This is a genomic window from Burkholderia sp. BCC1638 (genome assembly GCF_902833195.1).
Lineage (GTDB): Bacteria > Pseudomonadota > Gammaproteobacteria > Burkholderiales > Burkholderiaceae > Burkholderia > Burkholderia diffusa.
On record NZ_CADFEC010000019.1, the window covers coordinates 82,791 to 97,079 of the forward strand.

A 14,289-nucleotide genomic window follows, 5' to 3' on the forward strand; every position below is an offset into this window, starting at 1 on the left:
CTGAGCGGCCGATCGGCGGCTTGACGGCGGACGTGTTGTCGGTTGACAACACGTCCGCGGAACGGCCGGTATTACAGGTGGCTGTCCAGGAATGCGGTGAGCTGCGACTTCGACAGCGCGCCGACCTTCTGCGCGGCGGCCGCGCCGTTCTTGAACAGGATCAGCGTCGGGATGCCGCGCACGCCGAACTTCGCGGGCGTTGCCTGGTTGTCGTCGACGTTGATCTTCGCGATCTGCAGCTTGTCGCCGTAATCCTTCGCGACTTCGTCGAGGATCGGGGCGATCATCTTGCACGGGCCGCACCATTCGGCCCAGAAGTCGACGAGCACGGGCTTGTCGGATTTGACGACGTCCTGTTCGAACGATGCGTCGCTGATGTGTTTGATCTGTTCGCTCATTGGGTCAATACCTCTTACGGTTCGGGGACTGCCTGCTCGGCGCGTTGCGGCGCTCCGGCGGCCTTATTGGCTACCGGCCGCTGCGGCAGGTCACTCCGCTCTCCGAGGGAAGGGCGTAAGCGCTGCATGGCGCGGCTCGCGGGTCGTTCGGGCGTCATATTAGCCTAAATTGCTATCTGCTGCGGGCAGCGATAGTAGCCGCTACGCGAGTAGGGGTACGACGCGCCGTTCGACCGTTGTGTCCCGAAGATGGAGGCCGGCGCGCAAAATGCAAGAGTCACCAAGCGTCACGATATATATATCCGCGAGCCCGCGCTGGATCGGTGTGCCCGTACGCGCGTCGGTTTGCTCGATCTTTCGCTTTGTTGCGAACAAACGGTCGCATTCGGCGGGAAGCGGTGATAGAATATGCCGTGACGGGCCTCCTCGCATGGTGGGGCGGTGAACCTGGTCAGGTCGGGAACGAAGCAGCCACAATCGTTTTCCGCCAGTGCCGAGGGTCGGGCTCGTCACCTTTCCTCTCGCCCCGTTCGCCGGGCGTTTTTTATTTCTGCGTCATTCTCCGTTTTACCTGCGTGTTGCCCGTTTTCCGCACCGTTTCGCGTGTCGGCGCAACGCAGCGTTACTGATACAATTTCTCGATGACCTATCAAGTTCTCGCACGCAAGTGGCGTCCGAAGGATTTCGCTTCGCTCGTCGGCCAGGAGCACGTCGTCAGGGCGCTCACGCACGCGCTCGACGGCGGGCGTCTCCATCACGCCTATCTGTTTACCGGAACCCGCGGCGTCGGCAAGACGACGCTGTCGCGGATCTTCGCGAAGGCGCTCAACTGCGAAACCGGCGTCACGTCGCAGCCGTGCGGTGTGTGCCGCGCGTGCCGCGAGATCGACGAAGGCCGCTTCGTCGATTACGTCGAAATGGACGCGGCGAGCAACCGCGGTGTCGACGAAATGGCCGCGCTGCTCGAGCGCGCGGTGTACGCGCCCGTCGATGCGCGCTTCAAGGTCTACATGATCGACGAAGTGCACATGCTGACGAACCACGCGTTCAACGCGATGCTGAAGACGCTCGAGGAGCCGCCGCCGCACGTCAAGTTCATCCTCGCGACGACCGATCCGCAGAAAATTCCCGTCACCGTGCTGTCGCGCTGCCTGCAGTTCAACCTGAAGCAGATGCCGGCCGGGCACATCGTGTCGCATCTTGAACGGATCCTCGGCGAAGAGCGCATCTCGTTCGAGCAGCAGGCGCTGCGCCTGCTCGCGCGTGCCGCGCAGGGCAGCATGCGCGATGCGCTGTCGCTGACCGATCAGGCGATCGCCTATTCGGCGAACGAAGTGACCGAATCGGCCGTGTCGGGCATGCTCGGCGCACTCGACCAGACCTACATGGTGCGCCTGCTCGATGCGCTCGCGGCCGGCAACGGCCCGGAGATTCTCGCGATCGCCGACGAGATGTCGCTGCGCAGCCTGTCCTTTTCCACCGCGCTGCAGGATCTTGCGAGCCTGCTGCATCGGATCGCATGGGCGCAGTTCGCGCCGGGCTCGGTCCTCGACGAATGGCCGGAAGCGGCCGAACTGCGCCGCTTCGCGGAGACGCTGAGCCCCGAGCAGGTTCAACTGTTCTATCAGATCGCGACGGTCGGGCGCGCGGAGCTCGGCCTCGCGCCGGACGAATACGCCGGCTTCACGATGACGTTGCTGCGAATGCTCGCGTTCGAGCCGGCCGTCGGCGCCGGCAGTGCGCCGGGCGGTCAGCCGGCCGTGCCGCGTGCCGTATCCGCGCCCGCGTCGCGTGTGGCTGCTGCCGCGTCGGCGGCGCCCAAGCCGTCTTCGGTACCGGCAGCCGCCGCGGATGCGGCACGCCCGCAAGCGGCCGCTCCGGTCGCGCCTGCTGCGCGTCCGTCGCCGGCCCGGTCTGACGATGCCGTGACTCCGCCTGCCGTGAAGCCTGTTTCGACGCCGACAGCGGCCGCGGCGCCGGTCTCGCCGCAGCCGGAAGCGAGCGCGGCACCGCAAGCGGCGCCGACGAGCGATGCGTTGCCCGCTGTCCGCAACGAACCCGAATTGCCTGCTGCCGCCAAGCGCAACGACGAACCGGCGCCGGCTGCCGAACAGGCGCCGCGTGCAGTGCCGGCCGAGTCCGCCGCGCGCCCGTCGGCCCGCGGGGGGGCGGCTGCCGCACTCGACGTGCTGCGCAATGCCGGCATGCGCGTGTCGTCCGAACGCTCGCGGACGGGCGGCGCGTCGAAACCGGCGCCGGCCCAACCGGCCCCGGAGAAATCGGCGGCATCGCGACCTGCCGTGCAGGTGCCTACGCCGCGCGCGGCGGCACGCGCGCCGCAGCCGGCCGACACGCGTCAGGCCCCGCCGCCGTGGGAAGACATTCCGCCGGACGAATACGTGCCGCTCAGCGCCGACGAGATGTTCGGCGGTGCGGCGGACGACGGCTTCGTGCCGGTGTTCGACAGCGGCCCCGACGACGTGCGCATTGCGCCGAAGCCGGCGGAGGCCCGTCCGTCCGCGCCGGTCGACACGCGCCCGCTGCCACCCGCGATCGCGCTCGATCCGGTCGGCTTCGACGGCGAATGGCCGGCGCTGGCCGCACGGCTGCCGCTGAAGGGCGTCGCGTATCAGCTCGCGTTCAACAGCGAGCTGATGGCCGTCGACGCGACGACGTTGAAACTGTCCGTGCCGGTGCCGCAGTATGCGGACGCCGCCCAGGTGGCGAAGCTGAAGGCCGCCCTGGCCGACGCGCTCGGCAAGCCTGTCGAGGTCGCGGTCGAGGTCGGGCCCGCACGGCGCACCGCGGCGGCGCTGGATGCGGCTGCGCGTGCGGCACGCCAGCGCGAGGCCGAGCAGGACATCCATGGCGATCCGTTCGTCCAGCAGCTCGTGCGTGACTTCGGCGCGCGTATCGTCGAAGGCTCGGTGCGGCCGCTCGCCGATTCGGCGCCGGACGGCACGCCCCCGACGCTGCATTGAACGAATCGCACCGCGACAGGCACAATCACGCCCGCACACATTGACCGGCACGCGCCGCGTGCCGGTTTTCACACGATCAAGAAGGAGTATTCCCATGTTGAAAGGCAACCTCGCCGGACTGATGAAGCAAGCGCAGCAAATGCAGGAAAACATGAAGAAGATGCAGGAGCAGCTTGCGCAGATCGAAGTCGAAGGGCAGTCGGGTGCCGGCCTCGTCAAGGTGACGATGACCTGCCGCAACGAAGTGCGTCGCGTGGCGATCGACCCGAGCCTGCTCGCGGACGACAAGGACATGCTCGAGGATCTGGTCGCGGCCGCGTTCAACGATGCCGTGCGCAAGGCCGAGGCGACGTCGCAGGAAAAGATGAGCGGCATGACGTCGGGCCTGCCGCTGCCCCCGGGCTTCAAGCTGCCGTTCTGAGCGCAGCGTCCGTTCAGCTTTCAGCCGCCGTATGAAACAGCCGTCCGCCCTGTCCGCGCTCGTCGAAGCGTTGCGCGTATTGCCCGGCGTCGGGCCGAAATCCGCGCAGCGCATGGCGTACCACCTGATGCAGCACGATCGGGAGGGCGCGGAGCGGCTCGGCCGGTCGCTGCTGTTCGCGACCGAGCACCTGCAGCACTGCGAGAAGTGCAATACGTTCACGGAAGCGCAGATCTGCGAGGTGTGCAGCGACGAGGAGCGTGATCCGACGCTGCTGTGTGTCGTCGAGACGCCGGCCGATCAGATCATGCTCGAGCAGACGATGACGTATCGCGGGCTGTATTTCGTGCTGATGGGGCGGCTGAGCCCGCTCGACGGGATCGGCCCGAAGGAAATCCATTTCGACCGCCTCGTGCGGCGCGCGTCCGACGGGATCGTCAAGGAAGTCGTGCTCGCGACCAACTTCACGAACGAGGGCGAAGCCACCGCGCACTACCTCGGCCAGACGCTGAAGGCGCGCGGGCTCGCGGTCACGCGCCTCGCGCGCGGCGTGCCGGTGGGCGGCGAGCTCGAATACGTCGACGCGGGCACGATCGCCCGCGCGATGCTCGACCGCCGCACGATGTAAGCCGGGCGCCGCTGGCCGGCGGCGCCGTTCCTCATGTCAGGGAGACACATGAGCACCAGCCAGGGCCCCCTCGCGGGCGTCAAAGTGCTCGAATTCGGGACGCTGATCGCGGGGCCGTTCGCGTCGCGCCTCTTTGCTGAATTCGGCGCGGAAGTGATCAAGATCGAGGATCCGAACGGCGGCGACCCGCTGCGCAAGTGGCGCAAGCTGCATCCGGAGCAGGGCGGCACGTCGTTGTGGTGGTCGGTCCAGGCACGCAACAAGAAATCGGTCACCCTCAACCTGAAATCCGATGCCGGCAAGACGATCGCGCGGCAGCTCGCGCGCGAGGCCGACATCGTGATCGAAAACTTCCGCCCGGGCCTGCTCGAAAAGCTCGGGCTCGGCTACGACGTGCTGTCGACCGACAACCCCGGTCTCGTGATGGTGCGCCTGTCCGGCTACGGGCAGACGGGCCCGTACCGCGACCGGCCCGGTTTTGGCGCGATCGCCGAATCGATGGGCGGGTTGCGCCACATCACCGGCTATCCGGACCTGCCGCCGCCGCGCATCGGCATCTCGATCGGCGATTCGATCGCCGCGCTGCACGGCGTGATCGGCGCGCTGATGGCACTTCATCACCGCAAGGTGAACGGCGGCGCAGGGCAGGTGGTCGACGTTGCGCTGTATGAAGCGGTGTTCAACATGATGGAAAGCGTGGTGCCCGAGTACGGCGTTTACGGGATGGTGCGCGAGCGCACCGGTGCGTCGCTGCCGGGCATCGTGCCGTCGAACACCTACGCGTGCCGCGACGGCAGCATCGTGATCGGCGGCAACAGCGACCCGATCTTCAAGCGACTGATGAAGGCGATCGAACGCGACGATCTCGCCGACGATCCGGCGCTTGCACGGAACGACGGACGCGTGCCGCGCACGCAGGAGATCGACGATGCGATCGCCGCGTGGCTCGCGCCGCGCACGATCGACGAGGCGCTCGTCGTGCTCAACGCGGCCGACGTGCCGGCCGGGCGTATCTACAGCGCCGCCGACATGTTCACCGATCCGCAGTTCGTCGCGCGGCAGATGATCCAGCGTTTCAAGCTGGCCGACGGCACCGACATTCCGCTGCCGAACATCACGCCGAAGCTGTCCGACACGCCGGGCGAAACGCGCTGGCTCGGGCCCGAACTCGGCGAGCATACGGACGAGGTGCTGCGCGGGCTCGGCTACGACGCACAGGCGATCGCCGCGCTGCGCGAGGCCGGCGCGATCTGAGTGCCCCAAGGCCGGGCGATTCGCGTCGGGCCTCCGCGAGGGCAGCCTCTCCCGACGGGCACCCTTCGGGGCGGAAAACGCGCGGCGGCATAACGTTGTCTCGCGCCTGCGGAACGCCGCCGCGCAATGCGCCGCCGCACCGCGCACGCACCGTGCACGCAGGCCCGTCCGCAGCCGCCTGACTGTCGCTCTCGCGCCATCTTTCCTCGGTTACAATCGCCGGATGCGAATCCTACTCAGCAACGACGACGGCTATCTCGCCCCCGGTCTCGCCGCGCTCAGCGACGCGCTGCAGCCGCTGGCCGACCTCACGGTGATCGCGCCCGAGCAGAACTGCAGCGGCGCATCGAATTCCCTCACGCTGTCGCGGCCGCTGTCGGTGCAGCGCGCGACGAATACGGGTTTCTTCTACGTAAACGGCACGCCGACCGATTCGGTGCACGTCGCGTTGACGGGGATGGCCGACGCGAGGCCCGACCTCGTCGTGTCCGGGATCAACAACGGCCAGAACATGGGCGAAGACACGCTCTATTCAGGGACAGTTGCGGCCGCCACCGAAGGCATCATGTTCGGCGTGCCGGCCATCGCGTTTTCGCTGGCCGAGAAGGGCTGGGCGCATCTGACGGACGCGGCGCGCGTCGCCGCGGAAATCGTCGAACACTATCTCGCGCATCCGCTGCCCGGTCAGCCGCTGCTGAACGTCAATATTCCGAATCTGCCGTACGACGAACTGAAAGGCTGGCAGGTCACGCGCCTCGGCAAGCGTCACCCGTCGCAGCCGGTGATTCGCCAGACCGACCCGCGCGGCGAGCCGGTCTACTGGATCGGTGCCGCGGGTGCGGCGCTGGACGCGAGCGAAGGCACCGATTTCCACGCCGTCGCAAACGGTTTCGTATCGATCACGCCGCTGCAGCTCGATCTCACGCATACGCAAATGCTGCCTGCGACGCGCGAGTGGGTGCGCGCAGGAGGGCGGGCTTCATGAGCGGCGAGCGCGCGAAGCGGTTTCCGCTCGCGCTCGAAGATCTCAAGCGAGCGCCACGCAAATCGGAAGGTCGGGCCGGCGAACGCCATGCGGCGGGCGCGGTGCCGAAGGCCGTCGACAAGTCCGCCGCGGTGCTGAAGCCGGTGGCGGTGAAGACGGGCGTCGCCCGCCCGGTGCACGGCACGACCGCCGCGAAGCCGGCGACCGCGCCGAAACCGACCGTGCCGAAGCCCGCGATGCCCAAGCCGGCTGCGCCGAGCGTCGCGCCGGCCGGTGCGTTCGCGCTGACGTCGGAACGTGTGCGCGAGCGCATGGTCGAACGCCTGCGCGCGAACGGCGTGACCGATGCGCGCGTGCTGGATGCGATGGCCGCGGTGCCGCGCCACATGTTCGTGGATCCGGGGCTCGCGACGCAGGCCTATGAGGATGCCGCGCTGCCGATCGGCCACCAGCAAACGATTTCAAAGCCGTCGGTCGTCGCGCGCATGATCGAGCTCGCGATGGCCGGCCGCACGCTCGAGCGCGTCCTCGAGATCGGCACCGGTTGCGGCTACCAGGCCGCGGTGCTGAGTCACGTGGCGCGCGACGTGTATTCGATTGAACGCATCAAGCCGCTCTACGAGCGCGCGAAGCTGAACCTGCGGCCGCTGCGCGTGCCGAACATCCGTCTGCATTACGGCGACGGGCGTGTCGGCCTGCCGGCTGCGGGCCCGTTCGACGCGATCGTGATCGCGGCGGCGGGGCTCGACGTGCCGCAGGCGCTGCTCGAGCAACTCGCGATCGGCGGGCGGCTCGTCGCGCCGGTCGGCGCGCAGAGCGGGCAGCCCCAGGTGCTCACGCTCGTCGAGCGCGTCGCGCACGCGCAATGGCGGGAGTCGCGGCTTGATCGCGTTTTCTTTGTCCCTTTAAAATCCGGAGTGATTTGAAACCGATGAGTATGTTGCGCGCGATGCAAAACAACCGAACCAGGGAACCGCTCACGTTCGCCCAGCGCGCGATCTGTGTGGCTGCGTTCTCCACGCTACTGGCCGCCTGTGCGACGCGGCTCGACAACGCGCCCGTCGTCGACCGCTCCGGAACGCTCGGCACGGCCGCCGCCGCGCAGCCGGCGGTGCCGCTCGGCCCGCCGCCGCCCGGCTTCTACCGTGTGAAACCGGGCGATACGCTGTACCGGATCGCACTCGAAAACGGGCAGAATTATCGCGACATCGCCACGTGGAACAACCTGGCGAACCCGAACCAGATCGAAGTCGACCAATTGCTGCGCGTCGCGCCGCCGGGCGGTGCCGCGGTTGCCGGCTCGCCGGCTGCCGCGCCGATCGCCGGCGCTGCCGTCGCGACCGCACCGCTCAGCAGCGGTCCCGCGACGCCGGCCGCGGGCTCGTCGTCCGCGAGCACGCCGCCGGCTGCCGCCGCATCGAGCGATACGGCCGCAGCGCCCAGCGGCCCCGTGACGTTTGCATGGCCCGTGCGCGGCCCGGTGCTGAACGGTTTCGACGACGCGAAGAACAAGGGCGTCAATATCGGCGGCACGTCTGGCGAGGCCGTGAAGGCCGCGGCCGACGGCCGCGTCGTCTACTCGGGCAACGGCCTGCGTGGTTACGGCAACCTCATTATCATCAAGCACGATGCAACTTACCTCACAGCGTATGCACACAATCGCGCTTTGATGGTAAAAGAGGGGGACGCGGTGACGAAGGGGCAAAAGATCGCCGAGATGGGTAACAGCGATGCCGACCGCGTGATGCTGCATTTCGAGGTTCGCCGGCAGGGTAAACCTGTCGATCCGCTGAAGTATTTGCCGCCTCAATAACCGAGACGACCATGCCGAAATTGAAGCGCCACGAGCCGCAAGCCGAGTCTGAGAAGATCAGTCGTGCCACGCAAGCATCGGCGGAGCGAGCTGGCGCTTCGACGGACGACGAAGACGACGTCGCGGAAAACGAACGTGATCTCGAGGCGCGCGACGCCGAAGCGGACGGCGACGACGAGCGCGAAGGCCGTGCGGAAGCCGCGCCCGACGTCGACGATTTCCGCGCATTGCTGCAGGCCGAACTCACGGCCGACACGATCCAGCATTACCTGAATCGCATCAGCGTGAAGCCGCTCCTGACCGTCGAGGAGGAGCAGCGCTATTCGCGTCTTGCGAAGGCTGGCGAATTCGAGGCCCGGCAGGTGATGATCGAGCGCAACCTGCGTCTCGTCGTCAGCATCGCGAAGGGTTACCTGAACCGCGGCGTGCCGTTGCTCGACCTGATCGAGGAAGGCAACCTCGGCCTGATGCACGCGATCGAGAAATTCGACCCGACGCGCGGCTTTCGTTTCTCGACCTACGCGACGTGGTGGATCCGCCAGAGCATCGAACGTGCGATCATGAACCAGGCTCGCACCGTGCGCCTGCCCGTGCACGTGATCCGCGAACTGAACCAGGTGCTCCGTGCGAAACGCCACCTCGAAAAGAATTCGATGTCGACGGGCGAGGCGGCCGAGCGCCGCGAAGCCAGCATCGACGACATCGCCTATCTCACCGGCAAGACCGCCGAGGAAGTCACCGACATCCTCGCGCTCAACGAGCACACCGCGTCGCTCGACGCACCGCTCGATCTCGATCCCGCGAGCAGCCTGCTCGACCTGCTGCCCGACGACCAGAGCCAGTCGCCCGACGCCGAGGTGCAGCACCGCGAACTCGAGACGCTGACGCGTGCGTGGCTGTCGCGGCTGTCCGACAAGCATCGGCACGTGATCGAGCGCCGCTTCGGCCTGAACCACATCGAACCGGCCACGCTCGAGGAGCTGGCCGACGAGATGGGGCTCACGCGCGAGCGCGTGCGGCAGATCCAGCAGGAAGCGCTGGTGCGCCTCAAGCGGTTCTTTGCCTCCAACGGCGTGCGCAAGGACGCCGTTCTGTAACCGATGACTCCGATTCTCGTTTTTGACATCGAGACCATTCCCGATGTCGACGGCATTCGCCGTCTGGAAGACCTGCCCGCGACGCTCGACGATGCCGCGGTGGCCGAACATGCATTCGCCGCGCGTCGCGAGAAGACCGGCAGCGATTTCCTGCCGCATCACCTGCAGCGCATCGCGGCGATTTCCTGCGTGTTCCGCGACAACAACGGTTTTCGCGTGCGCTCGCTGGGCACGCCCCAGGACAACGAGGCGACGCTGGTCCAGTCGTTCTACCGCGTGATCGAGAAATACACGCCGCAGCTCGTGTCGTGGAACGGCGGCGGCTTCGATCTGCCGGTGCTCCATTACCGTGCGCTCGTGCACGGGATCCCCGCGACGCGCTACTGGGATCTGGGCGAGGATGACCGCGACTTCAAGTGGAACAACTACATCTCGCGCTATCACTCGCGACACACCGATCTGATGGACGTGCTCGCGATGTATCAGGCGCGCGCGAACGCGCCGCTCGACGCGCTCGCGAAGCTGTGCGGTTTTCCGGGCAAGCTCGGGATGGACGGCAGCCAAGTGTGGCCCGCGTTCCAGGACGGCCGGATCGAGGAAATCCGCAACTATTGCGAAACCGACGTCGTCAATACTTACCTGCTGTATTGCCGGTTCCAGCTGATGCGCGGCGGCCTGACGCCGAGCGAATATGCTGACGAGATCCTGCTCGTGAAGAACGCGCTGGCACAGGAGCCCGCGTCGCATTGGACCGAATACCTAGCCGGTTTCGACGTGTGATGCGGGCGGCTCGCGCCGCGGCAGCGATCAATCGAGTTCGAGCACGACCGGTTGATGATCCGACGCGCGCAGGTCACCGTTGATCTCGCAGCGCGTGACGCGTGGCAGCAGCGTATCGGTCACGAACACGAAATCACATGCGAGCGGTCCTTCCGACCATTGTGCCGTGTCATAGACGCCGGCAGTCGGTGGCGGCGTGCAGCCCGGGTGGCGGGCAATCCACGCATCGACGAACGGCGGCGCGTCGGCGATCGGCGCCAGCATGCGCCGGTACGCATCGCTGTCGAACGCGCTGTTGAAATCGCCGCAGATGATCGCGTCGCGCGGCTGGCCGGTCGCGCTGAACGGCCCCGTCGCATTTTCTGCCGGCGCGGGCCGGTCCGCGTGGCCGCAGGCCTCGCGATGCCTATCACGCAACGCATCGACCTGCGTGAGTCGCTGGCGTGCCGAATAGAATTCGAGGTGCGTCGTGACGACCCGCAGCGGGCCCGACCGGGTCACCAGCTCGACGTCCAGCGCGACACGCGGCATTGACGGCGCGCCCGCGTCGGCCGGCCACGGCAGCAGGTGGCGCAGCACGCGCCGGACGGGTAGCCGGGACGCGATCGCATTGCCGAACTGGCGGCGCGGCGCGCCGGGTTCGAGCGCCGGCAAGTCGGCGCCGATCGCGTCGACGATCGTATAGCCGGGCAGCAACGCCGCCAGCTCGGCGAACTGGTCGGGGCCTGGCCGGCCGGGCAGGGCGCCGAAGCCGCGCGTCACTTCCTGCAGACAGAACACGTCGAAGTCGACGAGCCCGCGGGCGGCGGCGATGGTGCGGGGGAGGTCGACGACGCCGTCCGCGTCCCGACCCCATTGAACGTTCCAGTCGATCAGTCGCATGGTCGAGTCTCCTGAGTCTTCCGCGCGCAGAACCTGTGCCGCTCGTGGCCTGGGGCGAGACGCGGCGCATGCGGGCCGCCGGCAGACCGTTCCTGCATGACGCGGCGCGGTAGACGCATCCATCTCGACGCTTGCGCCACGAAAGCAGGCGATGCGGGCTTTCGTCGTCTACAATCTCGCCTTCTTCAACGTTTTGTCAGGAAAAGCTGGTGTCCGAAGCCGTCCCCACTTCTGCGCGCAAATCGAAAAATGCGCCCGTCGCGCCCGGGCCTGCCCCGGTTCTCGAGATCGAATCGCTCGACATGGAAGCGCGCGGTGTCGGCCGCACGACGACCGAAGACGGCTCGCCGGGCAAGGTCATCTTCGTCGAGGGCGCGTTGCCCGGCGAGCGCGTGACCTATTCGAGCTATCGTCGCAAGCCGAGCTACGAGCAGGCGACCGTTGTCGATATTCTGCGCCCGAGCGTGCTGCGCACGCAGCCGAAGTGCAAATTCTTCGGCACCTGCGGCGGCTGCTCGATGCAGCACCTCGACATGCGTGCGCAGGTGGCGATCAAGCAGCGCGTGCTCGAGGACAACCTGTGGCACCTGTCGAAGCTGCGCGCCGAGACGGTGTTCGCGCCGATCCACGGTCCGTCGTGGGGCTACCGCTACCGTGCGCGCCTGACCGTGCGCAACGTCGCGAAGAAGGGCGGCGTGCTGGTTGGATTCCATGAAAAGAAGAGCAGCTATGTCGCCGACATGACGAGTTGCGAAGTGTTGCCGCCGCACGTGTCGGCGATGCTCGTGCCGCTGCGTCGGCTGGTGGAGGGACTGTCGATCCGTGACCGGATGCCGCAGATCGAGCTCGCGGTCGGTTCGCAAGTCACGGCGCTGGTGCTGCGCGTGCTGGAGCCGATCAATGCGGATGACGAAGCGCTGCTGCGCGCGTTCGCGGATGAGCACAAGGTGCAGTTCTGGCTTCAGCCGAAGGGCCCGGACACGGTCACGCCGTTCTATCCGCTCGACGTGCCGCTCGACTACACGCTGCCGGAGTTCGGTATCCGCATGCCGTTCAAGCCGACCGACTTCACGCAGGTCAACCATCAGATCAACCGCGTGCTGGTGGGCCGCGCACTGCGCCTGCTTGCGCCGTCGCGCGACGATCGCGTGCTCGACCTGTTCTGCGGGATCGGCAACTTCACGCTGCCGCTGGCGCGGCTGTCGCGCGAGGTGATGGGCATCGAAGGCAGCGAGACGCTGACGACGCGTGCGCTGGCGAATGCGCGCGAGAACGGTGTCGACGGCCACACGACGTTCGCGTGCCGGAACCTGTTCGAGGTCACGGGCGACGACCTCCGTGCGCTCGGCGCGTTCGACAAGTTCCTGATCGATCCGCCGCGCGAAGGCGCTCTCGCGGTGTCGAAGGCGCTGGCCGAAATCGCGCAGAGCGGCGAAGGCCCGCTGCCGAAGCGCATCGTCTACGTGTCGTGCAACCCGTCGACGCTCGCGCGCGACGCGGGCCTGCTCGTGCACGAGGCCGGCTATCGGCTGAAGGGTGCCGGGGTCGTGAACATGTTCCCGAATACGTCGCACGTCGAATCGATCGCGTTGTTCGAGCGCGATTGAGCGGGCGGGCGGCGGACGTAAAAAACCGGCCTCGAGGGCCGGTTTTTTTATGGTGTACAGCGACCGTCAGTTGCGGTTGCCGCCGAAGATGCCCAGCAGCGCGAGCAGGTTCGTGAACACGTTGTACAGATCGAGGTAGATCGCAAGCGTAGCCGAGATGTAGTTCGTCTCGCCACCGTTCACGACGCGCTGGACGTCGAACAGCATGTAGGCCGAGAAGATCGCGATCGCGAGCACGGACACGGTGAGCATCAGCGCCGGCAGTTGCAGGAAGATGTTCGCGACCGAGGCAAGCAGGATCACGATCACGCCCATGAACAGCCACTTGCCGAGCCCCGAGAAGTCACGCTTGCTGACCGTGGCGATCGTCGCCATCGCGGCGAAGATGATGCCGGTGCCGCCGAACGCGAGCATGATCAGCGACGGGCCGTTCGAGAAGCCGAGGATGAAGCTCAGCAGGCGCGACAGCATCAGGCCCATGAAGAACGTGAAGCCGAGCAGCACGAACACGCCGGCCGCGCTGTTTTTCGTCCGCTCGATCGCGAACATGAAGCCGAACGCGATCGCGAAGAACGCGAGCAGGCTCATCATCGGGCTCGTGGCCGCGAACAGCGAGAAGCCCGTCGCGACGCCGACCCATGCGCCCAGCACCGTCGGCACCATCGACAGCGCGAGCAGCCAGTATGTGTTCCGCAGCACGCGATTGCGAACCTCCGCGGTGCTGACGGAGCCGCCGCGGCCGAAATTGTACGGATAGTCGTTCATGGTTTCTCCTAACATTGAACGCGTGGGCGTCCCGGGCCGGTTCGGCGCACGCGGTGTGCGGCGCAGCAAACCGGAGCAGCTATGGCTAAGATACGTTCCGCGCCGCGAGGTTTCAATGGCCGGGCGGCGCAAAAACATATGGATTCTGAACCTTTCACTCGTGTAAGGGTTCAATCGCAATGATACACGGGATCGTGCTACAATAGCGGATTCATTTGAACCTGTAACTTCTTAATTTCTTGGAGTTTTTATGGCAATCGAGCGCACCCTGTCGATCATCAAGCCGGATGCGGTGGCAAAGAACGTGATCGGCCAGATCTACAGCCGTTTCGAAGGCGCCGGCCTGAAGATCGTCGCATCGCGCATGGCACACCTGTCGCGTGCGGACGCAGAGAAGTTCTACGCAGTTCACGCAGCACGTCCGTTCTTCAAGGATCTCGTCGATTTCATGATCTCGGGCCCGGTGATGATCCAGGTTCTGGAAGGTGAAGGCGCGATCCTGAAGAACCGCGACCTGATGGGCGCGACGGATCCGAAGAAGGCGGAAAAGGGCACGATCCGCGCCGACTTCGCCGACAGCATCGACGCGAACGCCGTGCACGGCTCGGACGCTGCCGAAACGGCTGCGGTCGAAATCGCGTTCTTCTTCCCGGAAATGAACGTCTACTCGCGCTAAGC

The 14,289-nt window shown here is 66.6% G+C and carries 14 protein-coding genes and 1 other RNA gene; 12 read left to right on the forward strand and 3 right to left on the reverse strand.

Annotated elements, in window-relative coordinates:
- Positions 1 to 71: 71 nt before the first annotated feature.
- On the reverse strand, positions 72 to 398 hold the full coding sequence (gene trxA / locus HWX22_RS21530; RefSeq protein ID WP_006402348.1) for a thioredoxin TrxA: 327 nt from the start codon (positions 396 to 398) through the stop codon (positions 72 to 74).
- Between the two features lie 415 nt (positions 399 to 813).
- Here trxA and ffs point away from each other — a divergent pair.
- The 10 genes from ffs (at position 814) to HWX22_RS21580 (ending at position 10,357) form a co-directional block, all read left to right on the forward strand.
- Positions 814 to 912, forward strand: an RNA gene (gene ffs / locus HWX22_RS21535) — signal recognition particle sRNA small type.
- 127 nt (positions 913 to 1,039) lie between these two features.
- A complete protein-coding gene (dnaX, locus tag HWX22_RS21540) occupies positions 1,040 to 3,379 on the forward strand; it encodes a DNA polymerase III subunit gamma/tau (RefSeq protein ID WP_175916360.1) in 2,340 nt (779 codons plus the stop codon).
- Positions 3,380 to 3,473: 94 nt separating this feature from the next.
- Positions 3,474 to 3,800, forward strand: a complete 327-nt coding sequence (locus HWX22_RS21545) for a YbaB/EbfC family nucleoid-associated protein (RefSeq protein ID WP_006755698.1) — start codon at positions 3,474 to 3,476, stop codon at positions 3,798 to 3,800.
- 31 nt (positions 3,801 to 3,831) lie between these two features.
- Positions 3,832 to 4,428 carry a recombination mediator RecR gene (recR, locus tag HWX22_RS21550; protein WP_014896897.1) on the forward strand — a complete coding sequence of 199 codons (597 nt, stop codon included), beginning with the start codon at positions 3,832 to 3,834 and terminating at the stop codon, positions 4,426 to 4,428.
- Positions 4,429 to 4,476: 48 nt separating this feature from the next.
- Positions 4,477 to 5,682, forward strand: a complete 1,206-nt coding sequence (locus HWX22_RS21555; RefSeq protein WP_175911906.1) for a CaiB/BaiF CoA-transferase family protein — start codon at positions 4,477 to 4,479, stop codon at positions 5,680 to 5,682.
- 223 nt (positions 5,683 to 5,905) lie between these two features.
- Complete coding sequence (surE, locus tag HWX22_RS21560) at positions 5,906 to 6,667, forward strand: 5'/3'-nucleotidase SurE (protein WP_059817539.1); 762 nt, start codon at positions 5,906 to 5,908, stop codon at positions 6,665 to 6,667.
- Positions 6,664 to 7,593 (forward strand): protein-L-isoaspartate(D-aspartate) O-methyltransferase, encoded by a 930-nt coding sequence (locus tag HWX22_RS21565; protein WP_059817537.1) that lies wholly within the window; start codon positions 6,664 to 6,666, stop codon positions 7,591 to 7,593. Before surE ends, HWX22_RS21565 begins: the two co-directional genes overlap by 4 nt.
- Positions 7,594 to 7,598: 5 nt before the next feature.
- Positions 7,599 to 8,480: a peptidoglycan DD-metalloendopeptidase family protein gene (locus tag HWX22_RS21570; RefSeq protein ID WP_175916361.1), complete on the forward strand. Its 882-nt coding sequence runs from the start codon at positions 7,599 to 7,601 to the stop codon at positions 8,478 to 8,480.
- Between the two features lie 11 nt (positions 8,481 to 8,491).
- Positions 8,492 to 9,577: an RNA polymerase sigma factor RpoS gene (gene rpoS / locus HWX22_RS21575; RefSeq protein ID WP_175916362.1), complete on the forward strand. Its 1,086-nt coding sequence runs from the start codon at positions 8,492 to 8,494 to the stop codon at positions 9,575 to 9,577.
- A gap of 3 nt (positions 9,578 to 9,580) precedes the next feature.
- Positions 9,581 to 10,357: a 3'-5' exonuclease gene (locus HWX22_RS21580; RefSeq protein WP_175911912.1), complete on the forward strand. Its 777-nt coding sequence runs from the start codon at positions 9,581 to 9,583 to the stop codon at positions 10,355 to 10,357.
- A 27-nt stretch (positions 10,358 to 10,384) separates the two neighbouring features.
- Here the strand turns inward: HWX22_RS21580 and HWX22_RS21585 are convergent, their stop codons facing one another.
- The gene (locus HWX22_RS21585) at positions 10,385 to 11,239 is read right to left on the reverse strand and encodes an endonuclease/exonuclease/phosphatase family protein (RefSeq protein WP_175911914.1); all 855 of its coding nucleotides are present in this window, start codon (positions 11,237 to 11,239) and stop codon (positions 10,385 to 10,387) included.
- A 209-nt stretch (positions 11,240 to 11,448) separates the two neighbouring features.
- Here HWX22_RS21585 and rlmD point away from each other — a divergent pair, with 209 nt between their 5' ends.
- Positions 11,449 to 12,846, forward strand: coding sequence for a 23S rRNA (uracil(1939)-C(5))-methyltransferase RlmD (rlmD, locus tag HWX22_RS21590; protein ID WP_082721843.1), 1,398 nt, complete (start codon positions 11,449 to 11,451; stop codon positions 12,844 to 12,846).
- A 66-nt stretch (positions 12,847 to 12,912) separates the two neighbouring features.
- On the opposite strand, the gene HWX22_RS21595 is transcribed toward rlmD, so the two are convergent.
- Positions 12,913 to 13,611: a Bax inhibitor-1/YccA family protein gene (locus tag HWX22_RS21595; RefSeq protein WP_006761414.1), complete on the reverse strand. Its 699-nt coding sequence runs from the start codon at positions 13,609 to 13,611 to the stop codon at positions 12,913 to 12,915.
- 250 nt (positions 13,612 to 13,861) lie between these two features.
- On the opposite strand from HWX22_RS21595, the gene ndk reads away from it, so the two are divergent.
- Positions 13,862 to 14,287 (forward strand): nucleoside-diphosphate kinase, encoded by a 426-nt coding sequence (ndk, locus tag HWX22_RS21600; protein WP_006478674.1) that lies wholly within the window; start codon positions 13,862 to 13,864, stop codon positions 14,285 to 14,287.
- Positions 14,288 to 14,289: the final 2 nt, after the last annotated feature.

Excerpts from the sequence above, each read along its gene's own strand:
- dnaX (WP_175916360.1), top strand. The coding sequence starts at position 1,040 with ATGACCTATCAAGTTCTCGCACGCAAGTGGCGTCCGAAGGATTTCGCT.
- HWX22_RS21555 (WP_175911906.1), top strand. The coding sequence starts at position 4,477 with ATGAGCACCAGCCAGGGCCCCCTCGCGGGCGTCAAAGTGCTCGAATTC.
- HWX22_RS21570 (WP_175916361.1), top strand. The coding sequence starts at position 7,599 with ATGAGTATGTTGCGCGCGATGCAAAACAACCGAACCAGGGAACCGCTC.
- ndk (WP_006478674.1), top strand. The coding sequence starts at position 13,862 with ATGGCAATCGAGCGCACCCTGTCGATCATCAAGCCGGATGCGGTGGCA.
- HWX22_RS21545 (WP_006755698.1), top strand. The coding sequence starts at position 3,474 with ATGTTGAAAGGCAACCTCGCCGGACTGATGAAGCAAGCGCAGCAAATG.
- recR (WP_014896897.1), top strand. The coding sequence starts at position 3,832 with ATGAAACAGCCGTCCGCCCTGTCCGCGCTCGTCGAAGCGTTGCGCGTA.
- trxA (WP_006402348.1), bottom strand. The coding sequence starts at position 398 with ATGAGCGAACAGATCAAACACATCAGCGACGCATCGTTCGAACAGGAC.
- surE (WP_059817539.1), top strand. The coding sequence starts at position 5,906 with ATGCGAATCCTACTCAGCAACGACGACGGCTATCTCGCCCCCGGTCTC.
- HWX22_RS21595 (WP_006761414.1), bottom strand. The coding sequence starts at position 13,611 with ATGAACGACTATCCGTACAATTTCGGCCGCGGCGGCTCCGTCAGCACC.
- HWX22_RS21580 (WP_175911912.1), top strand. The coding sequence starts at position 9,581 with ATGACTCCGATTCTCGTTTTTGACATCGAGACCATTCCCGATGTCGAC.
- rpoS (WP_175916362.1), top strand. The coding sequence starts at position 8,492 with ATGCCGAAATTGAAGCGCCACGAGCCGCAAGCCGAGTCTGAGAAGATC.
- HWX22_RS21585 (WP_175911914.1), bottom strand. The coding sequence starts at position 11,239 with ATGCGACTGATCGACTGGAACGTTCAATGGGGTCGGGACGCGGACGGC.
- HWX22_RS21565 (WP_059817537.1), top strand. The coding sequence starts at position 6,664 with ATGAGCGGCGAGCGCGCGAAGCGGTTTCCGCTCGCGCTCGAAGATCTC.